Source organism: Streptomyces sp. NPDC001093, from assembly GCF_040298985.1.
Taxonomy (GTDB): domain Bacteria; phylum Actinomycetota; class Actinomycetes; order Streptomycetales; family Streptomycetaceae; genus Streptomyces.
Genome location: NZ_JBEPBF010000042.1, coordinates 47,400 through 71,102, shown reverse-complemented (window position 1 = coordinate 71,102; position 23,703 = coordinate 47,400). Strand labels below are relative to the sequence as shown.

Sequence of the window (23,703 nt, the reverse complement as noted above, 5' to 3'; positions counted from 1 at the left end):
GGCTTTCTGACAGTGGATCTAGTCGTGAGGGGTGACCAGCCTCGATCCCGATAGCCTGGAGACCGAAGCGTACGGGCACGGGGGGATGAGGCCTGCACCGGGCCGCCGCCTCGGCCGTCTCCGTGGTCACCGCGCTGCGGGCGGCCCGCGCGGCCGACCCGGCCTTCCGCCTGGCCGACCTGGTCGGCGGTCTGTGTGACGTCCTCTCCGTGGCCCACGGCGTCCCGCACGCCACCGGCGCCGAGCTGGCCGGGCTGCGCGGCACGGCACGGCAGCCGTACCGGCCGGACGGCTCACTGCGGCTGTACGGCCTGTTCTCCGAGCCGGTGCTCACCGCGAGCGGCTACGCGGGTGCCGTCACCTGGACCGCCGACGCCCAGGGGCGGCTGTACCAGGTGTCCGATGTCGCTCCGGGCGGTGCCGGGCGTGCGGTGGGCGCGGCCGACCGGGCGGTCCGGCTCGGTGACACGGCCCTGACCCACCGGGAGCTGTCCCGTGCGGGACTCGCGGTGTCGGGGGCCACGGTCTCCCCCACCGGCCGGCTCGGGGCGGGCGCCGGCGTGCGGGCCGTCGGGGCGTCCGGTGCCGGATGGCGCGAGGAACCGCTGGACCGGCTCTGGGCCGTCCCCGTGGCCGAGCAGCTGAGCCGTGCGCTGAACGGCGGCCATGACCTGCTGTTCCTGGAGGTCACCCTGCTCGGTACGGCGGTGGAGGCGGCGGGCGACTGTCTGCAGGCCGGATGCGACGGTGTCGTACTGCGGCTCACCGCCGCCCATGACCACCCCGCGCTTCCGCACCGGGACAACCTGCGTCTGCTGGCCGCCGCTCGGGGGGCCACGCTCCGGGTCGTCGCCCGGCTCACCCCGGCCCCGCACCCCCGGGCCCAGCTCCTCGCCACCGAGCATCCGGCGCGGTCGGGTGCTCGGGTCGACATGGGGCTGGACCGGCTGCAGCGCGCGGATCTGCCCACCGCGCCCGCCTCCTCGGTGCAGACGGCGCCGAGTCGCGAGGAGGCGCCGGTCCATCTGCTGCGCCGCCGCGTCCAGCAGGCGGTCTCGGGCGGTCGGCGGGTGCTGTCCTTCCCCGGCGACCCGGGCGCCGACGCCCGGCGGCTGAGCCGGACCGGGCTGGCCACGGCGGGCGGTCTGCTGGAGGAACTGCACGCGGCGGCAGCGGAGCGCTCCCGCGATGTGTTCGGCCGCCTTCTGCCCACAGACCCGGACCGCTTCGCCCGCGCCTGGCTGGCGGCGGCCCGCTACACCGAGGAGGTGGACCGCGCGCTCTGCCTCGCGGCCTGGTCCGGATAGCACGGGGTGCTCCGGTCGGAGTGAGGAGTGAGGAGTGAGGGGCGAAGGGGTACGACACCGGACGGGCCGCCGTTCCCCCGTGCCGGCGGCCCGCCGGACGTCCGTCCGCACAGGCCGGTGCCGCAGGTTGCAGTGTGCGACAGCCGGGGCAGGCGGGGTATGCGTACAAGTACGTACGCGGACCGGGAGGGCGGGCCGCGAGGCAACCGAGAGGCACAGGTGGGGCTGGACAGGGCCTACGAACGCATGACGGCGGTCGCCGTGGCGGCGCTCCACGAACGGGAGCCCGCGCGCCTGTGGCCGATGCTCGCCGGTGCCCTGGCGGACCTGTGCGACGGTGAGGCGGTCATCCACAAACTCGACGACTGGAGCGAGCACGCGGGCACGATCGGTGCGGCACCCGATGCTGCCGCCGCCGAGCTGGAGCGGCTCGGGGCGGCGGAGCTGGCCCTGCTCCGCGCGGGCCATCCCTTCGCCCACCACTACGCGAACAGCACCGACCGGATGCCCGTCACCGCCCGTCGGGCGGCGGGGCGCCGCTGGCCGGACAGTCGCACGGCGCGCCTGCTCGGCGAGGCGCTCGACGTCGACCACGTGCTGGGCCTGCCGCTGCCCGAGCGGACCGCCCCGGTCACCGGCTGCCTGGTCTACCGCGCCGGTACCGACTTCACGGACGACCATCTCGCCCTGGCGGAGCGCGCGCAGCCGCTGCTGGCGGCCGTGGAGCGGCAGCGGCGGCTGCTGGAGGAGTGGCGGCGCGGGCTCGGCGCGGGCGGGGCGCCGGACGAGCGGGCGGCGGACTGCGCGCTGACGCCGCGCGAGACGACCGTCCTGCTGCTGCTCACCGACGCGCTCACCGCCGACGCCATCGGCCGCCGCCTGGGCATCTCCGTCCGCACGGTGCACAAGCACGTCGAGAACATCTACCGCAAGCTGGGCACCCGAGACCGTCTGGGCACCGTGCTACGAGCCCAGCGACTCGGTCTTGTGCCGTCGCCCTGCCCACCCTGAGCCTGGGCTCGGCCTGCGTGATTCGTTACGGTGGAGCGGTCCGCCGGAGCCGAGCCGATCTGAAGGGTTGTCAGCCAACTTGTCACGTGATAGGTCGACGGTACCGCGAACCGCGAACCGCCTGACGGCTGAAAGCTTTCTTCGGGTTCCGGTGGGCCCCGACGCCCACCGCTGGCGTACCTTCCCCGCCGAGCGGACGCTCGTCGTCGCCGTGCGCACCGTCACCTCCACCGTGCGTGTGCTCGAGGCGCTGCCCGCCCTGCTCCGCGACGACCCCCGAGTGGGCGTCGTCTTCGCCCACGACCCCACCTCCGCGTTCGCCGACGGGGTGCAGGAGCTCCTCCGGAGCTCCGGATGCCGGGTCATGCCCTGGGAACAGCTGGCGCAGATCAGCCCGGATCTGATCCTCACAGCCAGCGAGAACGTGGACATACCGGAGGGTGACTGCCCGGTCCTGGTGCTGCCGCACGGCGTGGGCTTCCAGAAGCGGGTCCCGGACGCACGCGGGACGCACGACCGGTTGTCCGGCCTCGTTCCCGACGCGCTGCTGGAGTCCGGCCGGGCCTGGCTCGCCGTATCGCACCCGAACCAGGAACGACAGCTCCTCGCCGCCCACCCGAAGACCGCCGGCCGCACCCTGTTGCTGGGCGACCCCTGCTACGACGAGCTGCTCGCCGCCCGGGCCCGCAGGGACGCGTACCGGCGGGCCCTCGGTGTCGTCGAGGGCCGGCGGCTCGTCGTGATCAGCTCCACCTGGGGGCCGACCTCCCTGCTCGGCCGGCATCCCGATCTCCCGGTCCGCCTGCTGGGCGCGCTCCCCCGCGACGCGTACCGGGTCGCGGCCGTGGTCCACCCCAACGTCTGGTCGGCACACGGTTCGTGGCAGATCCGCGCGCTCCAGGCCTCGGCGCTCGACGCGGGCCTGCTGCTGATGCCGCCCGTGCACGCCTGGCGGCCGGCGCTCGTCGCGGCGGACGTGGTGATCGGCGACCACGGGTCGGTGACCCTGTACGGCGCCGCTCTCGGCCACCCGGTCCTGCTCGGCGCGTTCGGCGCCGACGCGGTACCGGAGACGGCGGCGCACGATCTGGCCGCCCTGGCACCGCGCCTGGATACCGGCGGCGATCTGGCGGCTCAGGTCGAGGACGTCGTACGGGAGCACGGCCGCGATCGGTACGCCCCCGTGGTGCGGCGGGCCTTCGCCGACTCGGGCCAGGCGCAGGCGCGGCTCCGTGCGGCCGTCTACGAACTGCTGGATCTCCCCGAGCCGGCCTCCGCGCCCCCGCCGGACCTGCTGCTGCACGTGCCGGAACCGGCCGCCGGTTCCGTCACCTCCTGGCTGGTCGTCACCGAGGTCGGCGAGGAGCCGGCCGGTCCGGTCGTGTCGGTGCGCCGGTATCCGGCCCAGGCGCGGGCGTACGCGCACGGCGGACCGCAGGCCGAGGAGGACGGCCCCGACGCGGCGCCGTACCGCTTCGCGTATCTGGCCTGTTCGGACGCGGAACGTGACCGCCGGCTGCTGGAGAGCGCCTCGGTGATCGAGCGGGCCGACCCCGCCGGATCGGTCGCCGAGGCGCTGGGCTGGATCCGTGACGGCCTGGCGCGGCTGCCCGGCAGTCTGCTGGCCGCCTGCGCGGTGCGGGGTGGTGGCCATCTGGTGGGGTTGCGCGACGGCCGGGTGGCCGAGGCGGCGGTGACCGGACCGGCGCTGTCTCCCGGGCTCGCGGCGGCGATCGTCTATGCCCGGTTGCGGCAGGGTCTTCCACCGGGCGAGGCGCTGCTGACCCTGCGGATCGCCGGGGTACGGGACGAGGACGTCGTGCTCCGCCCGCGCCCCGCGGCACAGCGTCTCAGCTGAGGTCCGTCAGCCGCCGGCGGACGTCGTCCGCGCGCCGGTCGCCGTTCGTCTCGTGGATCTCGAGGGCGCGGGTCAGCCACTCGCGCACCCGGTCCGGGTGGCGGCCGGTCCGCTGGGCGAGGTCGGCGAGCTCCTCCCGTGCGTCGGCCTCGTAGCTGTACGCGCGCCGGGCCTTCAGGGTGTCGGCCGCCGTTTCCAGGGCGTGGAAGGCCGCGTCGAACTCGTCACGGTGGGCGTGGGCCCGGCCGAGGGCGAGGAGGGCGCGGGCCGCCATCCGCTCGTCGGGCTCGGGGAGGTCCAGCAGGTCCGCGCGTGCCTGGCCGAGCAGGGTGAGGGCCTGCTCGTGGTCTCCTTGGGCGTCCAAGGCCGAACCCAGGAAGAGGAGGGCCAGTGCTTCGCCGCGCCGGTCCCCGGCGCGGCGGTTGAGGTCGAGGCAGTAGCGGTAGGTGTCCACGGCCCGGGCGAGGTCGGAGAGTTCGAGGTGGCGGCCGTAGAACTCCTGGACGGAGGCGCGCAGCAGCAGTCGGTCGGTGGGCTCGGCCAGGGCGACGGCGCGCTCCAGTTCGGTGCGGGCCCGGTCGTGTTCGCCGAGGTCCGTGAGCGGGCGTGAGAGCAGGCTGCGCAGCCGGGCCTCGCCGGCGCGGGCCTGCGCCGCGACGTCGGCCGGGGTGGCCGGGTCGGCGGCGAGCGCGGCGGCGGCCTCGCTGCCCAGGCTCAGGGACTCCTTCCAGGCGCCGAGGTGGCGGTGGTGCAGGAACAGCACGGTGAACGCCTCGGCCAGCGGCCAGGCCAGGGCGTTCAGGCGGTGGCGCACTGCCGCGCGCAGGACGGCGAGGATCGTGGTGCACTCGGCGTCGAGCCAGGTCAGCGGGGCGGGGCCGCCGGGTGCGGAGAAGGGGTCCGCGGCAGGTGCCATCAGTTCGGTCAGATCGGCGACGCGCAGCCGGTCCGCGCGCTGTGCCCGGTCGGCGAGGGCCGCGAGGACGAGGTAGTGCGTGGTCACCCGCTCGACGAGGGTCCTCTCCTCGGCGGGTGGTTCCTCCGCCACGGCACGCTCGCGGGCGTAGAGGCGGACGAGGTCGTGGACGCGGTAGCGGCCGTCGCGGTCCCTCTCCAGCAGGCTCGCGGCGGCCAGTTCGCGCAGCAGCCGCCGGGCCGTGCGCCGGTCGACGCCCGCGGCGGCGGCCGCGACGGACTCGTCGAACACTCCCGTGGGCAGCCAGCCCAGCAGCCGGAACATCCGGGCCGGTCCGGGTGGCAGCAGCCGGTAGGAGGGGCCGAGGACGGCCGACAGCGAGTAGTCGCCGCCGGGCAGGGAGATGCCCGCCAGCCGTTCGGCCTCGTCCTCCAGCTCCTGGGCCAGGTGGGTCAGGCTCGGGGCGTCGCCGGTGGTCAGCCGGGTCGCCACGATGCGCAGCGCCACCGGCAGTCCGCCGCACAGCTCCACGAGGCGTCCGGCCGCGCCGGGTTCGGCCGCGACGACGTCCTCGCCGCACTGGTCGGTCAGCAGCTTCAGGCCGCCGTGTGCGTCGAGGGGTTTCAGGTCGATGAGTTCGGCGCCGTCCTGCGCGACGAGTTCGCCGAGCTTGCTGTGACTGGTGACCATGACGGTGCTGCCGGGACCCGTGGGGATCAGGGCCCGCGCCTGGGCGGCCTGGGTGACGTTGTCGATGAGGACGAGCATGCGCCGGTCGCGGGAGTGGGTCTCGTACTGCCGCCTCAGCTCCTCGAACCGCTCGGAGACATGGGCATCGCTCCCCAGCAGCGCCCGCAGGACCGAGGCGAGGGCCTGTGAGGTCTCGGCCGGGCCCATGGCCGCGCCCACGGCGGACTCGTCGCGCAGGGCGGCGTAGTCGACGTAGAAGAGGCCGTCGGGGAAGTCCTCGCGCCGGGTGTCCGCCCAGCGGCAGGCGAGCGCCGTCTTGCCCACCCCGGGCAGCCCGGCGAGGACGGCGAGCCGCACCCTGCCGGGTTCGCCGCACAGGCTGTTCATCCGGTCGAGCTCGGCGACCCGGTTGCTGAAGGTGCCGGTCAGGGCGGGGAGTTGGTCGGGCTGGACGCCGGGCGCCGCCGGTGCGGCCGGGCGGACGTCGAAGGCGATGTCGTACGACGTTCCCGGCAGGACCTCGGCGAGCAGCCCGCGCAGTTCCTCCGCCGCCTCGGGGTCGTCCTCGAGGATGCCGAGCAGGCGCCGTTCCCATTCGGCGGCGACCCGGTCGGCCGCGCTCTCCTCGTCGCCGCGTTGCCTGGCCTGCTCCAACTCCTCACGGGAGGCGTCCAGTTCGCCGTCGGCGCCGCGCCGGGACAGCCAGCGGGTGATCCGTCGGCTCCCGCGTTTCATCTTCAGCCAGGCGTCCGCGGCCGCGAGTCCGACGAATGCCGTTGCCGCCTGGGCGGCGAGCGTCCCCAACTCGGCTTCCACGAAGCCCCCTTACGTCGTCCAGCGGCACCGGATCAGGCGGACTCCACGGTAGAAGGATCTTCGCCGGATTCCCAGTCGGCATCGCCGTCCGCGCCTGTCCGGCCGAGGCGGTCGGCATCGGCGCCTGACCGGGCGGCTTCGACAGGGGCATTGGTCCGGCTGTATGCCTCAGCGGCTCGGGCGTAGGCCTCCCGCGCCTTCGCCGTGGCTCCGGCGCTCTCTTGGAGGATGGCCAGGTTCTCGAGGGACCGGCCCAGGCCGTACCAGTCCTCGAAGCCCTGCATGATCCCCGCCGAGGTGCCGTACGCGTCGACGGCCTCCTCCGAACGGCCTGCGAGACGGAGGGTATGACCGAGATCGTTCCACGCCGTGGCCTCGCGACGACGGTCCCCGGCCTCCTGGTACAGGCCCAGCGCGCGCCGCGCCGCCTCCATCGCCTCCTCCGGCCGCCCCGCCACCCGCAGGGCATCACCGACGTTCTGCCACGCCATGGCCTCGCGACGACGGTCACCAACCCCCTGGTACAGGCCCAGCGCGCGCCGCGCCGCCTCCATCGCCTCCTCCGGCCGCCCTGTCTCCTGAAGGGCTCTGCCCAGACTGCTCCACGCGTCGGCCTCGGCCGAGACGTTGTCTGCGCGACGGGCCGCGTCGCGGGCGCACCGGCTCACGGTGATCCAGTCGTCGAAGAGCCGGCGCCACTCCAGGTACGCCGCGAGGTGTGCGGACAGCGTGAGAGCCGCCGGCGCGAACCGTTCCTCCCCGGCCCACTGAACGGCCGCCATCAGACCCGGCCGCTCCTGGTCGAACCACGCGAGCGCCTTGGCGCGGGTGTCGAACCGCTCCGGCTGCGGCCTCCCCGGAAGCCAGCGCAATCGGTCGTCAGCCGCGTGTGCCCGGCTCGCGTAGAACGCCAGCAGCCGTTCTCGCGCCGCCTCCGCCTCCTGTTCCCGACTCGGGTCACTCGCCGCCAGGCCTGCCGCGAAGGCCCGCACCAGGTCGTGCAACCGCCAGCGCGCCCCCGACTCCCCTGCCGGTACGGGCGTGACGAGGCCGGCCGCGGCGATGTCGTCCAGGAGCGTCAACGTGACCGCTGTGTCGCGGTCGGCGAGCACGGCCGCGGCCTCCGTGCTCGTGTCCGGGCCCGGAGCCACGGCGAGCAGACGCAACAACCGGGCCTGCTCGGCCATGAGACGGCGGTACGACGTCTCCAGCACCGGGCGCATCGAAAGGCCTGTTCCGTACTGGTCCACTCCCCGGGTGCGGAGGACGGCCGTCGGGTCCGGGGCCTCCTCGATCTCCGATACCAGCGAGGCGATGCTCCGATGGCGGCGGCGGCGAAGCAGCGCGGCGGCGACCTGGAGGGCGAGTGGCAGGTGTCCGCAGAGCTCGGCGAGTGCGCGGAGGGCCTCCGGTTCGCGGGATGCGCGGTCGTCCCGCTCGTCACTGCTTCGCAGCGCCGACCTCAGCAAGGCGACCGAGTCGTCCGGGCTCAGTACGCTCAGGTCGATCAGCCGCACCGGGAGGGAGTCGGGGGGGCGATCCCGGGAGGTGATCAGGAAGCGATGACGGCCGGTCGGGGGCAGCAGGGGGAGGAACTGGTCCGGGGACCCCGCGTTGTCGAAGATCAGCAGCATCGGTTGCCTTCTCTCGGCGAGAAAGGCCCGGTATGCGTCGAAGCGCTGGGCGCTTGTCGAGGGCATATGGGCGTCGGACAGTCCCAAGGCCGGGAGAAGAGCCGCAACGGCCTGTCCGGCCGTGACCGGATCGGTGTCGTAGCCGCGCAGATCGGCGAAGAAGACTCCGCCGGGAAACCAGCCCCGTGCCCGTACGAGGTGGCTGACCTGGACGGCGAGGGCTGTCTTGCCGATGCCGCCCATACCCGTGACGGCGCAGACCGGGAGCGGCGGCCGGCTGTCGTCGGCAGGAGAGGGGTCCAGTAGCGCGAGCAGGTGGACCACCTCCGCCGAGCGCCCCGTGAAGGCGTACGGGGGTAGGGGAGGTGTGGAAACCGTCGGCATGGGGCCGAGGGCGGGCGGCGTCTCGGGCTCGGGGTGCGGGATCGATTCCGGTGCCGACTCGCGGAGGACCTTGACGGCCACCGCGGCGGCCTGCGCCGCTGCCCACCGTTGGGTTCCCGCCGCGCCGCTGCCCTGCTTCGCGGCGTCGAGCGTGTCACTGATCCCCCGGATGGCCAACGCCTGTGCCGTGCCCTCGAGGTAGCTCGGGAACAAGGAGCCTGCCATCTCGGCCCCGCTGACGGCGATGGCATCGCTGACGTACTGCCAGAGGTTCCGGTCCAGCGACGCCGGTCCGTCACCCACTACGGGGAGGGCCACGAGGCGGCCGAAGTGCACGCGGGTGTCCTCCCGCAGTGCCAGCCTGGCCTGGTACTGCAGATGAGGTGACCCGAGCCGGAGCTCGGGGTGATAACGCGACCCCTCGGTCGAGTGCGGATCGGGACGAAGTACATATTCCTCTGTCGCCACGACGACGTCCCCGACGGTGACGCTGTCCTTCAGGCTTCCGGCGATGCCGACGAAGAGAACCACCCGCGCCTCCAGCCAGAACACCGTCTGCGCGATCAGCGAAGCCGGCACCGGTGCCTCTGGTGGCTCGAGGACGGCGACGCGCCAGCGCGTGCCGGCAAGACGCCCGATCTCGGCCCGGGTGCCGTACGTGGGGTGCACGCGCTCCTCGGGGTCGTCCAGATGGACCCGTACCGCGGCGTACTCCATGGGAAGCGTCGTGATCACCACGGCCGTCGCAGCCGACGCGTCCACGGGAACGGCCGGTTTCCCGGCCCGGAGCCGGAGACCGCCGGGGGCGGTGAGCCCGAGCCGCCCCAGCACACGCTCCTCCGTGATCGCGAACGGCAGCGACGCACCGTCGACCCGCCCGGCGCCCTGCTCATCGGCCAGCCAGGCGGAGAACTCGGGTGCCCGGCCGATCAGTTCGTGCAACCGGGTGCCGAGCGACCTGCTGGTCCGCAGCAGGTCGCTCGGCGGCACCGTACTCATCAGGATCCGGCGTGTCTCTTCCGGGAAGTCGAAGACACGGTCTTCGGGAGGGGTGGCGTCACCACCCGAGTCCGTGCGGAGCATGAGGCCTCCGAGGAAGACCTCCGCCAGGTGGCTGGTGCGGATGTGCTCTCCGAGCGCCATCTGCACCAGCCTCATGACGGGTACGGTCACCGGCGCGCAGGCCGCGAGATGGGCGGCGAGCCGGTACGCCTCGGGGGTGACTGCCGCGCGGAAACGCAGCACGTCCTGTCCGGGATCACTCGCGTCGGGCCCAGGTGGGGGGCGCAGCGCCGGCTGCGCGACGTCGAGCAGGGGCAGTTGCGCGGTGACGGCCGCGGCGGTCACCAGCCCGGCCCAGGCCTCGACGAAGTCGGGGGTGGGCTCCAGCACGGGTACCCGCAGTCCGTCGAAGGGGACCAGATCGGGTGGCAGGACCGGATCGCGGACCTCCCAGGAGTGGTTGGGGGCGCCCGCGCGGCGGGTCGTGACCTGCCACTGCCGGGCCCGGATGCCGGAGTCGTCACGCAGCGGCCGCGGGAGGGTGTGCATGACCGCGACGGGGCCCAGGCGTGCCGCGCGCGCGAGGGCGTCATGCATCCTGCCGTCGTGCCAGGCGGCTCCCACGCCGTCGCTCATCACCAGCAGGAGGGCGCTGTCCGGCGACGTGTCCGTCGCGAGCAGGCCCCGTGACGTGCTCCGTTCGTCATGGGTGTACGGGCGTGAGGACAGGCGTGGGGCATCCGGGCCGCGGCTGTCGAGGCCGTACACCCGGACGGTACGGAAGGCGCCGCTGCGTTCCAGCAGTTGCCGGACCTCGGTGACGAGACGCCGCCAGAGCAGCATCGACACGCCGTCGTCGACCAGCAGCACGAGGTCGAGCCATCGGGTGCGGGCCGGTCGCATGACGGGGTCGAGCAGCCCGGTGTCTGCCATGGCCGTGACCGTCGCCCGCTCGTCCAGTTCCCGAACTCGCAGATCGGGACGGTTGCGTTTGAGGGGGCGAAGCGCCCGGCCCAGGGGCAGCTCGTCCCGCGTCAGGGCTTTCGCCTCGGGGACCCGCACGGGCAACGCGGGCAGCGTTCCGGGCCGTGCAGGGGCTTGCGCACCGTGCAGCGCCGAGCCGGCCGCATCCGAGCGCGCCTCCTCGCCGTCCGGGCCGGCCTCGTGGCCGCCGGCGTGCGGCGCGCGCCGGTCGGGCGCCGTGAGGGACGGCTCGGCGCCGCGGATGGGCGGCTTGGTCCGCTGCCGGCGCCCCGTCACGGAGGCCGTGGCGATCCGCTCGGCGCCCGTGGAGCCTTCGAGGATGAGCGCGAGCGGCGTCGTGGCGTCCGCGGGCAGGTGCCGGGCCAGCCACAGGGCATCCAGCAGTTCGTCGGCCGACATGTCGACACCGGCATCGGCCAGCAGGCGCAGGACCTCTCCCGGTGACGTCACTGGCCGGCCCCGCCCAGCCGGTGCAGAACGGCGTCCAGGAGTCCGGCGGCGCCGAGGTCCACTCCGCCCATGCGCAGGAAGACCGCGTTGAGCAACTGGTCCGTGGCCAGTTCGCCTCGGGCACGGCGGTTGAGGAACGCCGTCATCAGCTCCTCGGCCTCCGTGGCGGCGGACTCGCCGAGATGGGCGGAGACGATGGCCCGCAGCCGCTCCTCGTCCGGGTCGGGAAGGTCCAGGCGGACGCAGCGGCGCAGGAAGGCCGGAGGGAACTCGCGTTCGCCGTTGCTGGTGATGACCACGACAGGGAATTCCTCGCAGAGCACCCGGCCGCGCAGCAAGTCCGCCCTTCGGTCCGCGTCAGCCGTCATCACCGACACGCAGGACTGTTCTTCGGGAAGCCGGGCCAGCTCCGGAATCTCGAACTGGCCCTCTTCGAAGAGTGTCAGCAGATCGTTCGGCAGATCAAGGTCTCCCTTGTCCAGCTCGTCCACGAGCAGGACGCGCGGTCGTGCGCAGGGCAGCAGTGCGGTGCCGAGGGGACCGAGGCGGACGTAGGAGCCGATGTCGAGGCTCTCGCCGGAGGAGTCGCGGGGCAGGTTGCTCTCCCGCAGCCTGCCGACGGCGTCGTACTGGTACAGGGCGTCCAGGACGGTGCTGCGGCTGTTCACGGCCCAGGTCAGTACGGTGCCGAGGCCGAGCTCGTGGGCGACGGCGTACGCCAGCGACGACTTTCCGGTGCCTGGGTTTCCCGTCACCAGAAGGGGCCGCCGCAGGAGGAGCGCCGCGCTGACCACGTCGGCCTCCTTCCTGCCGATGAGGTAGGGCCGACGGGTCGCCGTGGTCCGCTCCACGAAGCGCCGCCACGGTGGAGCCACGGGCAACTCGACGTCCCGCGGTCGGCCGTCCCCCCGGAACAGCCGCCACGGCTGAGCAGGGGCCGCCGGAGCCTCCTGGTCGGCGTTGGGATCGGTCATCAGCTGCGCACTCCTTCTGCGGGGTCCACGAGTCGGGGCCTGCTCGGCAGGGCCAGGGGTTCCTCCGGCTCCCACACCAGTGCGGGACGCGCCGGATGGCGCACGGGATCGCCCCAGAAGTCGCCGCGGAACCGCCTGACCCGTTCGGGCAGTTCGAAGAGCGGGCCGGCGGGACGCACCTCTTCGAGGTTGCGGGCGTCGGCGTACGACTCGGCGGCGCGGTCCCAGAGGATGACGGGCACCCCGCAGGCCAGACACACTTCGAGCAGGACGCTGCGGATCTCGGCGGATCCGTGCAGGACGACCTGGCTGGTGCCTTCGTGCGAGGTCCTCAGCTTGGTCACCAGCCGCCTCGGGTCCGAGAGCTGCTCGTCCACGACCAAGGGCTCGTTCACGCCGGCCTCCGACCAGCGAGCGCGCAGCATGGTGGCGTGCAGCCGGGCGTTTCGGCTCGTGAGATCCGGACAGCGCAACGACACTCGATAGGGGACGCCGAGGGGTTCGCCCGGCAGCCATTCCAGCACGCCGCCGGTATCCCATTCGTCGATCGGCAGATGCAGCCCGTCGCGATCCACCTGGATCTCGATGTCCTTGACCACGTGGCCGCTGTCCGCCGAGGCCCGCTCGGCCGCTTCACGGATCAGCCGGCCGATCTCCCCGGCCGTACGCGGCCATGCGTCCTCCGGGACGACGGGCCGCGGTGTGCCGTCCGCGTCCACCTGCCACAGGCGGAGGCGGTGGTGGTCGGCGGGGTCGGAAGCGAGGGTGCCGATCTCCGCGACGAGACGGACGACCGGCGCCGGACGCTGGGCGGCCCAGGCCAGCGCGTCCCCTCGGCGCTGGGCCAGAGCCGCCCTGTGCACGCCGAGCCGGCGCGAGGCGCGCTCGTTCCATGCCGTCAGTTCGTCACGGAGCGGTGCGGCAAGGGCTGCCGCCGTGAACTCGACCAGTTTCAGCAACGCGGGGACCGAAGGGCCGCCGTCCGGCAGGGCGTCACCGTCCGACAGCTCCTCCAGTTCGCCGACCGCGGCTTCGACACCTTCCGGGGACAGCGCCGCCCTCCGCGTGAGCGGCAGCGGTGTGTACCTCAGTGCCTCACGGGCGGCCCGTGGGAGCAGCGCGGGGTCGCTCGCCGCGACCTGCTTGAGCCTCTCGACCAGGCCGTGGTACTCGGCCACGGAGAGCAGTCGTGCCATGCCGCTCAGCCGCCCGGCCGCCAGCAACTGGTTCAGCGCTTCGGGGCGCGGTCCCTCCCCGTGTGCGAGGGACAGCGATTCCGTGAGCGTGGCCAGGGCGCGTTCCACGGTGGTGAGCAGGGTGACCAGCTCGTCCACGCTCGGTGGGGAGCCGTCCGCGGGCGTGCCGTATCCCAGCTGGGACGCCAGGCGGCAGGCATGGTCCGCTCGCTGGACCGGATCGGCGAGCAACCTCCAGAGCGCGTGGCTCAGCGTCTCACCGACGGTGTCCTCGCACGTGGCGGGCGCGCGCGTCACGCAGGAGTCGATCAGTTCGCCGGCTCCCGACGCTCGCAACTCGGCACGGATGGTCTGCCAGGGCAGGGCCCAACTGCGACGCAGGACCTGCTGACTGGCCAGTGGGCCCTGGGTGTGGTGATGCGCGACGACCAGGCCCACCGCGACCGTGTCGTTCCTGACCCAGAGGGGCCCACCGCTGAACCCGGGCGCGATCGCGCCCCCGGAGAGCAGGCCGTCCAGGTAGTAGACGCCCTGGTCGGCCAGTTTGGCCTCGGTGTCGGCGAAACCGCCCACCGCACCGTCACCGCCCCAGGCACGCAGCTGCTGGCCCTCGGTCATGTCCAGCCACACCACAGGGCGGACCTGCTCGGGCGCTGCGTCGGCCAGTTCGAGCACGCAGAGGTCGCCCTGCCACATGCCGGACGGTGCGGACCGAGGCGGCACCCAGACGCTCACGTGTGCGGTTCGCCGGGGTGCACCGGTGACATGGAACATCACGTCGAGCCCGTGCGCCGTGGGCCATTCAGTCGCCAACAGAGGCAGGCCCAAGGCGTCGTTGACGACGTGCGCGCAGGTGAGGACCTGACGGGGCGACAGCAGAACTGCCGCTCCCGCTTCTTGGACCGAGGCCTTCGCAGTGTCCCCCGGGGCATGCTTCAGCACAGACACGACGGGCCCGGGCGGGCCGTCCTGTCGGAACCACCCCATGGCTCAGTTCGGCTCTCCACCGAGGCGCCAGCTGGCCGTGATCTTCATGGTGGCCTGCCCGCTGCCGCCGACGATGCCGAGTTTCAGATCCTGACCGATCTGGACACCGAACTCCACGGAGACATCGCGCGGGGGGTTCGGGGCGCTCGCGATCGAGTCGTGCACCTGCTGCAGGACGGGGCCCAGGGGACGCAGCGCGGCCCTGAGCGTGTCGGCGGCCACCTCGGCGACCCTGGAGCCGCCGGCGGCCACCGGTGTCCACTGGCCACCGCCTGCGACCGGCTCCCCCACCTCGGCGACTTCCAGGCGCAAGTCCGCTCCGGCCAGGCTGAGTTCGATGTACTCGGGCATGGAGTCATTGTGCCGACCGTCGGACGGCTGAGTGACGCTGTTCCCACTCTGTTACGGGCGGCTCCCGCCGAGGCGCGCCGGAGCGGTGCACCGGCGCAAGGGCAACCTCGGTCCGCATCCCGGTGCGCAACGGCACATGTGTTCGCTCCTTCGTGCGCGACGCCTTCTCCGTGATCGCCAGGGGCTCGGGAGGAATGGCGGCGGCCACCGTCCGGACGACCTTCTGACGATCAGTCAGGTGAGCCTTATGGAGCCGCCCGGAGGGCGCCGATTGCAGCGGTGTGTGCCGTTTCACGCATTCCAATGCCGCCTAAGTTGTCTGCATCACAGCGGAAATGTCCATTTAGCATCCATGCTCGAAACGGACATCGACGACCGAAGTGGAGCCTATCGCCAACCTTTTGGGCGCAACGCTCCAAAGTGACCCATGACACAGCACTCGCGACATTCCTGCCTGTTTTCCCTGGAAAGGTGCCCCATTATGGCCGCTTATCTCTGTCCTCCTGCCGTGATACACGGCGAGCACGCCGTGAAGACCAGCGAGATCGTGGCGGAGGTGCGCGACCGGCATCCGCACGCGGCGTGGGCGCCGCGGATCGACGGCATCGCGGCCGGCACGGGCATCGAGAGCCGCGGGTGGATGCTGCCGCTGGAGACCGCCGTCGCGCCGGGCAACGGCGGCGGACTGCGGGGCGTCGGCATCGGGGCGGCCCAAGAGGCGCTGGCACGCGACGGTTTCACCCAGCAGGACGTGGACCGTGTGATCGCCGCCCTCGAGGCGATACCCGGGCCGCAGACCGTCCAGGAGCGCACCGCGCCGGCCTGGGAGGCCGTGCAGTCCTACGGCGAGCGTGCGGCGCGTGGGGCCCTGCAGATCGCCGGGCTGGACGCCGCGGACATCGACTGCCTGATCACCAGTAACTCCACCACCCCGGCACTGCCGGGCCTGGACATCTCTCTGGCCAACAAGCTTCCGCTCCGCAACGACGTGATGCTCCTGCCGGCCACGCAGTGGGCCTGCATAGCAGGGACCCGCTCCCTGGCGCTGGCGGCGGATCTCGTGGCCGCGGACCCCGACCGGGTGGTCCTGGTCGTGATCGCGGAGGCGCTGAGCACGACCTACCAGCCCGCGGACGACACCCTCGAGTCCCTGATCGTCCGGCTGCTGTTCGCGGACACCGCGGTCGCCGCGGTGGTCACGGGCCGCCCGAGGCGCGAGTCGGTGCTGCGGCTGGACTCCGCCTGGCACCACACCCTGCCCGGCACCCAGGACCTGCACCGCCTGGAGACGAGGGCGGACGGCACCCACTTCGTGATGGACCGGCGCGGGCCGCGCGCCGTACAGGAGACGGTCAGCGCGATGTGGGAGTGGCTGCGCGTCCGGTACCAGGACGACCCCGACTCCTGGCACCCCGACGTGCTGCTGGCGCACCCCGGCGGGACCCGGGTGCTGGAGTACATGGAGCAGACGATGCCCGAAGCGTGGCCGTCGGGCCTGCTGGACTACAGCCGGGACAGCTACACCAGCGGCAATCGCGGAGGCGCCGCCGTGTTCGACATCATGCGGCGGGCGCACGACGCCGGGCAGAAGCCAGGTAGTCGCGCCGTCCTGTACGCGGCGGCACCGGGCCTCACCGCCACCGCCCTGGAAGGGGAGTGGCTGTAGTGCGAGCCCGCGCCACCCGCACCGGCGAACGGGCGGTCCGCGTCGCCGGTCACGCCACCGGTACCGCTGAGGGCACCGTCCGTACGGCCGGTGGCGCCGGTGGCGTCGGCTGACGGCTGACGGCTGACGGCTGACGGCTGACGGCTGACGGCTGACGGCTGACGGCTACGCCTGTACCCCCGCCGCGCCCTCATACGCCGACCGCACCCCGCCCCACGGCCGCGTCACCGCGCCACCTCCGCCCAGACCACCTTGCCGGTGTCCGTCCACCGCACCCCCCACCGGGTGGTGAGCCTGTGCACGATGTGCAGGCCACGGCCGCCGTCGTCGAGGAGGCCGCCCCGGCTCAGACGTGGCCTGCCGTTGCCGGTGTCGCCCACCTCGCACAGCAGGCCGTGACCGGCCCTGATCAGCCGCACCGTGATGGGACCGGTGGCGAAGCGCACCGCGTTCGTGACCAGCTCGCTGACCAGCAGCAGCGCGTTGTCCCGGGTGTCATCCCTGGTGCACCATTGCCGCAGCAGCGCGGAGACCTGCGCGCGGGCACGGGCGGGGGCGTCGTCGCGGGCGGCCAGCCGCCAGGTCGCGGTGTCCCCCTTGCGGTAGCCGATCATCCGCGCGAGCAGCAGGGTCACATCGTCCCGCTGGTGCGCGGGTGCCAGCGCGGAGACGACGTGCCGTGCGGCCTGCTGCAGGGCGTCCCACGGATGCACCCTGGACACGACGTCCGCCAGCCTGGCGATGCCCTCGTCGATCGACACGGAAGGATCCTCCACCAGGCCGTCGGTGTAGAGGGCGAGCAGGGAGCCCGGGGACGCGTCGAACGTGTGCACGTCAAACGGCTCCCGTAGCGCGAACTCGGCGCCCAGGCCGGGGTGAGGGCGGACCGCGAGCGCGCCCGCGTGCCCGTCCGGGGAGACCAGGACCGGGGGGAGGTGGCCGGCGCTGGAGAGCGCCACATGGTGGCTGACCGGGTCGTAGAGGGCGATGCAGCAGGTCGACCCGAGGGCGCTGTACCCGGCCGCCAGCCCGGACTCCGCGTCGTCCAGCAGCGTCACGGTCTCGTCCAGGTGCTCCAGCACCTCGTCGGGCGCGAGTCCCGCGGACAGCAGCGCGCGGGCCTCCATGCTCAGCTGGCCCATGGTGGCCGCGGCTCCCAGGCCGTGCCCGACGACGTCACCGACCACCAGCGCGGTACGGCCGTCGGGCAGCGGAAAGCTGTTCACCCAGTCGCCACCGACGCCCGCGCTGTCGGGCGTGGCGGGCTGGTAGATGCTGGCGATCTCGATGGTGTCACCGCCGGTCCGCGGCAGCAGCCGGCGCTGCAAGGCCAGCACCTGCTTGTGCTCGCGCTGGTGCTGACGGGCCAGGTCGACGTGATGGGCGGTCCTGGCAACCAGTTCCTGCAGGTCGAACAGCTCGCTGTCGCGGAAGGGGCAGTCCGCCCGCCGCCATACCTCCGCCACGCCCAGCACGACGGGCGGCGAGCCGTCCAGGACCAGCGGTATGCACGCCACACCCGCCGACCGGTCACCGGGCACCAGGGCACGCATCACCCGCGGACTGCCGAGCACCCGCTCGACCGCCTCCCGGTCGGGTATGACGATGGCCTGCGGGGCGTCGTCCCGCCGTACCGCCTGCGCCAGCAGACGACTCGCGTCGCTGGGCAGATCATCGCCCGGAGTCACGTAGCCCTCGGGCCATGCCCGGTCCGGCACCAGGGCCGCCCGCCGTAGCCGGATGCGCCCCTGCCCCTGCCCGGTGACTCCCTCGCCCGTCCACACGGCGAAGTCGAGGTCGACGGCGGCCACGTCTCCCCAGGCCAGCAGGGACTGCGCCAGCGACTGCGCGGTCTCGCCGATGTCCAGCGAGGTGCCGATCGCGGTCTCGGCGGCGTAGAGGTGCAGCCTCCTGGCCATGGCGATCAGGGAGACGGTCAGCCCCTCCTGAGGCGCCGCGGCGGGCAGGATGCTCATCGAGACCACCAGCTCCGACCCGTCGCCGCGCCGCAGGCGCTGGATCCGGGCGACGTGCGCCTCACCAGTCTCCAGGACCTGCCGCAACCGCCGTGTGACCGTCGGTACGTCCCCGGGGGGCAGGAGATCGACGAAGGGACTCCCGGCCACGGCGTCCAGACCCGCGAACACGGGGGCGGCGAGATTGCAGCGACTGATTCTCAGATCGCTGTCCAGGTTGACCACGCCGAGAATCTGGTCCTGACCGCCGGCTGCCGGGTTGCCGGGTGCGGGCCGGCGGGTGGTGCGGTCGTCCCGCGTGTCGGCAGGACCGGCGGCCGCTGCCGCTCCGCCGCGCGGGATGTAGCGCCCCAGGGCGCTGCTGACCAGGTCGAACGGCGACGAGGACGAGGGGGAGGGTGTGGAGTCCATGCGGCTCTCTCAGCAATCCCCGGCGCAGCGCCGAGGCCGTACTCGGACCCGTGCGAGGGGGCCCCGAGATCCCCGACGGCACACCTCATTGAATAACACCGGGGGTCCCTTCGCCCACACCAGCGCATCGCGCGGTGAACACGGACAGTGAGGGACTGCCCGGCCGGTGGAGCCGTGCTCACCTTGCCGGGGCCGCGGGAACCCGTCCGAGACCGCAGCCGCGCATGCGGTAGCTGTCACCCATGAGGGAGGTCACTTCGCCCTGGTGGGCGAGGCGGTCCGGAAAGCTCATCGGAGGATGCTGCACAAGTAGAGGCCGGCCGAGCCGCCGAGCAGGACGCGGTCGTCGTGCGGGTGGAAGGAGCAGGAGGACAGGTGATTGTCGACACGCAGTCGGCACACTTGGGCCTCCGATTCGGTGTCCCACAGGAAGGCGGAGCCTCCCATCGTGACGGCGACCAAACGGCTTCCGTCCCTGGACAAGGCCACGCCCCACACCGCCGTCCCGTCGCCTTCGAGCACGCAGCGAGGCAGTCGGGTCCCCGTATCCCACAACAGCGTGTAACCGTCGTACCCACCGGTGGCCAGGTGCCGGCCGTCGGGTGACCAGGACACCGCACCGATCGAACCGACGTGGCCGTCCCACTCCCCGACCGTCCCCGTGGGCCGACCGGCCTCGTCGAGATGAACCACGCGGAGTTCCATGGACGTGGTGGCCGCGGTCAGTTGTGACCCGCCGGGTGCGAACGCCAGAGCGTTGACACTGGCGCCCACCGAAATGCTGCCGACCCGCTGCCAGTCCGCCGTCCGCCACAGCAGCACGTCGCTGTTGTCCCCGGCGGCCACCCAGCGGCCGTCGGGACTCCATGCGACGGCGCCCGGGTAGGTCAGCGTCCGGGCCAGGACGCGGACCCTCTCGTGTCCTTCGGCGTCCCACAGCAGCAGTCGGCCGTCGTCGCCGACGCTCAGCAGACGCCGTCCGTCCGGTGCCCAGGACACACTCCGCAGATCGCCGTCGTGCGCGTACACGGCGTACCGCGACCAGACGGGGAGGTCCGCGAGACCGGCCTCGGTCGCCATGAGCTGACCGCCCGTGTTCCCCGCGGCCAGGGCACTCCGTGAGGACCAGGCCACGGTGTTCACCCGGCCGGCCAGCCCGGTGTCCGGATCATCCTGCTGGTCGGGGGTCCACAGACGTACCACGGGTTGCCGGGTGCCGACGGCGATCCTGTGCTCCTGCGGATGCGGAGCGATCGCCTTCACCTGGACGCCACGGGCGGAGAAGCTGTCGGTGAGCTGCAGGCGAGGGGTGCTCCCCCACCAGGAGACCTTCCACACGAAGACGGTGCCGTCGTTGTCGCCCGTGAGCAGGGTGTCCCCGGACGGCGTCCACGCCAGCGACCGCAGCCAAGCGGCGCCGCTGGGTTCGTCGCCGAAGACCCGGGCCGTGGCGTCGGCACCGGCGCAGTCGATGAGCGTCACCTCCGCCGAGTGCCCGGCGACGGCCAGCATGTTCCCGTCCGGGTGCCAGTCCAGGGCCTGGACCACGGACTGACCGGTGTCGAGCACCGCCGGTTCACCCTCCGGCTCCCCCCTCCACCGGTGGACCCTGCCGTCGGCGAGCCCGGCCGCCAGCCCGCCCCGGCGGTGCCAGCCCAGTACCGTGCAGGTGGCCTCGCGCCGGCCGGCCAGCGGTGGTCCCAGACTGTCCTCGGTGAACGGCGCGTGCCAGAGCCGTACGTCTCTCCCGCACGCCACGGCCACGGCCCCGGAGTCGGGGGCGAAGGCAACCTGGACAGGGGGACGGTCATCGCCGCCGAGGTCCAGCCGCCGCATGATCCGTCCCTCCGACGGGTCCACCAGCAGCACCTCGCCCCGGTCGGTGCCCACGGCCAGGGACACCACGTCGGGGCTCCACGCCAGGCCGGTCACCGCTCCGCCGCCCGCCGCGTCCACCACCAGGTCCGGTTCCCCGTCCTCCTCGACCCGGTGGATCCGTACCGTGCCGTCGGCGCTGCCGGTGGCCAGCAGCCGACCGTCCGGCCGCCAGCAAAGGGCGTGCACGGCACCCGTGTGGCCGGTCAGCACCCGCCACAGCCGCCCGTCGGGACCGTCGGGAAAGGGTGCTTTCGCGACCAGTCTTCCGGCCAGGGCCTCATGCGTGTGGTGCAGCCGCGCCATCACCTCCCGTGCTGCCAGACAGCGGCTGTACAGGGTGACGGCGAGGTCGACACGCCGCGCGTGTCCGGCCAGCAGGTGTGCCTCCCCGTAGACCAGCAGACCCAGTTCCCTCGCGAAGGAATCCCTGCCAAGAGGCAGGAAGACCCGGCTGCGGCGGCCCGCTTCCGCTTCCAGGGCCGTGGGGCCGCTGCGCCAGACCCGGGCGACCAGGAACCGGAAGTCGGTGGTGGTGTGGTTCAGGCCGATGCCGTCACCGGCCGCCGCCAGGTGGTAGGTGACGTTGTCCAGGAACTCGGGGTCGGCGTCCGGCCCGGCCAGGGCGTGCCAGCCCGTTCCGGCGCACAGCGGCGCGTGGGCGTCCAGCAGGGTGCGATGCGCCTGCCGTACGGTACGCGGGTCGCGGCGCTGCAGGACGTCCCGGATGACGTCGTGCAGCCGTACGCCGTCCGCGTCGAACTGGGCCAGCAGGAAGTGGTCGTCCAGGCGGGCGCACTCGCGTCGCGCGGTCAGTTCGGTGACGTGCCAGAGCCGGGCCAGCCAGCGGTACGGGATGTGCTGGTCCTCCGGGAAGCAGGCCATGGCCAGCAGCCGGGCCAGGGAGTTGCGGCCGGTGCGCGGGATCCGGGCGAGTTCCTCGAGGCTGAGGTCGACGGTGGCTTCCACGGTGCGGGTGTGCGGGTCGGCGTACTCGTCGAGCGTTTCCTGCAGTCCGCGGTGGTCGAGGTCGTCGGCCATCTCCCGCACGGCGTCCGCCAGGTTCATGCCGAGGCGCTGCACCATGCTGCGCAGGACGCCGTTGAGCAGGCGCAGGGCGAGCGGCCAACGGCCGGAGCGCTCGAACAGCGGCAGTACGGTGGTGTTCTCGGTCCCGTCGATCCCCGCCGTCAGCAGGCTCAGCGACTGGGCGAAGGACATCCGGTCGATGCGGACCAGCGGCGCCGACGGGTCCAGGATCCCGCGGCTGCGGGTGGTCACCAGCCGCACGCAGCCGCTGCCGCCGCGCAGGAACGGCTCCAGGTCTTCCCGGCGCCACACGTCGTCCACGACCAGCAGGACGCGCCGTCCGTCCAGTGCGGCGCCCAGGTCGACACCGGCCGCCTCCACGGTGGCGTAGGCCGGGGGTTCGGCGCCGGTGAGCAGTCTGACCAGATCGCGTGCCACGGTGATGATCCGCTGCCGCGGCACGTCCCGGCCGAGCTGTACCCACAGCACCCCGTCGGGGAAGGCCGCCAGCACGTCCGGGTGATGGCAGGCCCACGCGGCCAGTGTGGTCTTGCCGAAGCCGCCGGTGCCGTGGACCCCGGTGACGGACGAGGACAGACCGACGGCGAGAGCCGTGTCGGCGGCTCCGGCCCGCGCCTCCGCTGCGGCCGCCTTCAGCAACGATCTCAGCAAGTCGTCGCCCTCTTCGAGCCGTTCGACGAAATGTGAGGGGACCGCGGGAGCCATGTGCGGCATGGCCCTGGGCCTCGGCGCATCCACGAGAGGCCGGTCGGAGGCCGGGATGGTCATCGGGACGCGTTCGCGGCGGGGGTCGGCGGGCGCGGCCACAACGGCCGCCGAGGGCGGCGGTACGACTCGCAGTGCGGTGACTGGCGGTGCCACGTCGTGGCGTGCCAGTAACTCCTTGCCGGCGTAGGCCGCCAGGCGGAAGAACCGCCACCTGCGGATGTCACCCAGGTTCTCGTACGTGGTGAAGCGCAACGCCGTGGCCAGGACGGACAGCAGCAGCTGATCCGCCCACAGATCCCGCCAGTTGTCCGGGACGACCCCGGCGCAGGCGCTGTGCATGCCGTCCAGGAGCTGTGTCAGCCGGGGGACGAGATGGGCGACATGGGCGTCCTGGGGATTGACCACATAGGCCAGCAGCGTGCGTTCCTGGTCGGCTTCGAGGTCGACGGGCACCTTGTCGGCCAGGACCGAGAGCTTCAACGTCGCCAGGTCCCGTGTCAGGGGGGCCGCCTCTGCGAAGTCCGCCAGGTCGATGAGCCGGTAGGCGTCGGGGCACAGCGTTCCTCTGCGGAAGGGCACCATGACGTTCTGCAGGTGCAGGTCGGAGTGTGCCGCACCGCGCACCACCCTGAACCGCGGATCGGGCAGCCGACGGTTTCCCAGGGCCATGAGCAGCGGGTTCGGTACGACTGTGCCGTCGACATCGATCCAGGCCCCCCGCGACCCGTCCAACAGGAGCGCGTCGATCCCGGCGGCGTGGGCCCGGGCCTCACCGCCGTCCGCGAGCAACTCGCCGAGTTCCTCCCGCAGGAACCCGGAGAGGGAGACGTCCTCGGCCTGCCGGTCCTCGACTCCCCCGTTCCAGTCGATCACCAGTCCCGTGGCCACCGCGCGGAAGGCGGACATCAGATCGTTTCCGTCCAGGCGGGCCATCGTCTCCACACCCCGCAGGCTGCCGCCGGCGGGGTTCTGGAACGTCAGCAGCCGTCCGTCGCCCACGGGATACGGCGGGTAGGCCGGCTCGGTCAGGTGCCGCTCGGCGAAGTCCCGGGAGGCGCGCCGGGCGCGTTCGTGGGCAGCGTGTTCGGCGCGCTGAGCGTCGGGACACAGTTTGACGACCACGATTCCCGTCCCCGGGATCACCGTCACCGCCGCGAGCGCGGCGCCCGTGTAGCCCTTCCCCGACGGTTTCCAGCGCGGGCTGACCGGCTTGACCGTCGTCCCGAGGTCGTCGGCCCAGCGGAGCAACGCCCGTGCCGCCTGCTCGTCCCCCAGGCAGGTGATCAGCTCGGCAAGCTCGGTCATCATCTCCCCCGCACTGAGACCTCGACACGACGGACACGACCAGCCGCGCGTCGACCGGATCCATTGTGGCACTGCCGAGAGCGGCGGCCGGTCGCTCCGGGTACGGCCACGGGGGATCAACTCGGCCTCTGTTGCCACGCGGTGGGCCGAAG

General features: G+C 72.9%; 11 protein-coding genes and 1 pseudogene. 5 read left to right on the top strand and 7 right to left on the bottom strand.

The features are described from left to right. Positions 1-89: 89 nt before the first annotated feature. The 3 genes and pseudogenes from ABT288_RS22040 to ABT288_RS22030 all read left to right on the top strand — a co-directional run. Positions 90-1,307: pseudogene (locus ABT288_RS22040) on the top strand (hypothetical protein); the annotation flags it as partial. Positions 1,308-1,553: 246 nt separating this feature from the next. After that, on the top strand, positions 1,554-2,318 hold the full coding sequence (locus tag ABT288_RS22035) for a helix-turn-helix transcriptional regulator (RefSeq protein WP_351610322.1): 765 nt from the start codon (positions 1,554-1,556) through the stop codon (positions 2,316-2,318). A 151-nt stretch (positions 2,319-2,469) separates the two neighbouring features. Further along, a complete protein-coding gene (locus ABT288_RS22030) occupies positions 2,470-4,176 on the top strand; it encodes a hypothetical protein (RefSeq protein ID WP_351610315.1) in 1,707 nt (568 codons plus the stop codon). Here ABT288_RS22030 and ABT288_RS22025 read toward each other — a convergent pair. Genes ABT288_RS22025 through ABT288_RS22005 form a run of 5 tightly spaced genes read right to left on the bottom strand, consistent with a single transcriptional unit; the run spans position 4,169 to position 14,560 of the window. Beyond that, the gene (locus ABT288_RS22025) at positions 4,169-6,598 is read right to left on the bottom strand and encodes an ATP-binding protein (RefSeq protein WP_351610312.1); all 2,430 of its coding nucleotides are present in this window, start codon (positions 6,596-6,598) and stop codon (positions 4,169-4,171) included. The two genes, ABT288_RS22030 and ABT288_RS22025, sit on opposite strands and share 8 nt — an antisense overlap. Positions 6,599-6,630: 32 nt before the next feature. Next, a complete protein-coding gene (locus ABT288_RS22020; RefSeq protein WP_351610310.1) occupies positions 6,631-11,052 on the bottom strand; it encodes an SAV_2336 N-terminal domain-related protein in 4,422 nt (1,473 codons plus the stop codon). Continuing rightward, a complete protein-coding gene (locus ABT288_RS22015) occupies positions 11,049-12,026 on the bottom strand; it encodes an AAA family ATPase (RefSeq protein WP_351610308.1) in 978 nt (325 codons plus the stop codon). The genes ABT288_RS22020 and ABT288_RS22015 overlap by 4 nt, the downstream gene beginning before the upstream one ends. Next, a complete protein-coding gene (locus ABT288_RS22010) occupies positions 12,026-14,209 on the bottom strand; it encodes a VMAP-C domain-containing protein (protein ID WP_351610306.1) in 2,184 nt (727 codons plus the stop codon). Before ABT288_RS22010 ends, ABT288_RS22015 begins: the two co-directional genes overlap by 1 nt. Before the next feature lie 3 nt (positions 14,210-14,212). After that, positions 14,213-14,560, bottom strand: a complete 348-nt coding sequence (locus ABT288_RS22005; RefSeq protein ID WP_351610304.1) for a CU044_2847 family protein — start codon at positions 14,558-14,560, stop codon at positions 14,213-14,215. A 481-nt stretch (positions 14,561-15,041) separates the two neighbouring features. Here ABT288_RS22005 and ABT288_RS22000 point away from each other — a divergent pair, with 481 nt between their 5' ends. Further along, positions 15,042-16,226: a beta-ketoacyl-[acyl-carrier-protein] synthase family protein gene (locus tag ABT288_RS22000; protein WP_351610302.1), complete on the top strand. Its 1,185-nt coding sequence runs from the start codon at positions 15,042-15,044 to the stop codon at positions 16,224-16,226. Continuing rightward, the gene (locus ABT288_RS21995) at positions 16,217-16,339 is read left to right on the top strand and encodes a hypothetical protein (RefSeq protein ID WP_351610300.1); all 123 of its coding nucleotides are present in this window, start codon (positions 16,217-16,219) and stop codon (positions 16,337-16,339) included. The genes ABT288_RS22000 and ABT288_RS21995 overlap by 10 nt, the downstream gene beginning before the upstream one ends. 111 nt (positions 16,340-16,450) lie before the next feature. Here ABT288_RS21995 and ABT288_RS21990 read toward each other — a convergent pair whose 3' ends face one another. After that, complete coding sequence (locus ABT288_RS21990; protein WP_351610297.1) at positions 16,451-18,613, bottom strand: ATP-binding SpoIIE family protein phosphatase; 2,163 nt, start codon at positions 18,611-18,613, stop codon at positions 16,451-16,453. Between the two features lie 288 nt (positions 18,614-18,901). Then, positions 18,902-23,551 (bottom strand): WD40 domain-containing protein, encoded by a 4,650-nt coding sequence (locus tag ABT288_RS21985; protein WP_351610295.1) that lies wholly within the window; start codon positions 23,549-23,551, stop codon positions 18,902-18,904. Positions 23,552-23,703 lie beyond the last annotated feature (152 nt).

Excerpts from the sequence above, each read along its gene's own strand:
- ABT288_RS22035 (WP_351610322.1), top strand. The coding sequence starts at position 1,554 with ATGACGGCGGTCGCCGTGGCGGCGCTCCACGAACGGGAGCCCGCGCGC.
- ABT288_RS22015 (WP_351610308.1), bottom strand. The coding sequence starts at position 12,026 with ATGACCGATCCCAACGCCGACCAGGAGGCTCCGGCGGCCCCTGCTCAG.
- ABT288_RS22010 (WP_351610306.1), bottom strand. The coding sequence starts at position 14,209 with ATGGGGTGGTTCCGACAGGACGGCCCGCCCGGGCCCGTCGTGTCTGTG.
- ABT288_RS22005 (WP_351610304.1), bottom strand. The coding sequence starts at position 14,560 with ATGCCCGAGTACATCGAACTCAGCCTGGCCGGAGCGGACTTGCGCCTG.
- ABT288_RS22000 (WP_351610302.1), top strand. The coding sequence starts at position 15,042 with ATGGCCGCTTATCTCTGTCCTCCTGCCGTGATACACGGCGAGCACGCC.
- ABT288_RS21990 (WP_351610297.1), bottom strand. The coding sequence starts at position 18,613 with ATGGACTCCACACCCTCCCCCTCGTCCTCGTCGCCGTTCGACCTGGTC.
- ABT288_RS21985 (WP_351610295.1), bottom strand. The coding sequence starts at position 23,551 with ATGACCGAGCTTGCCGAGCTGATCACCTGCCTGGGGGACGAGCAGGCG.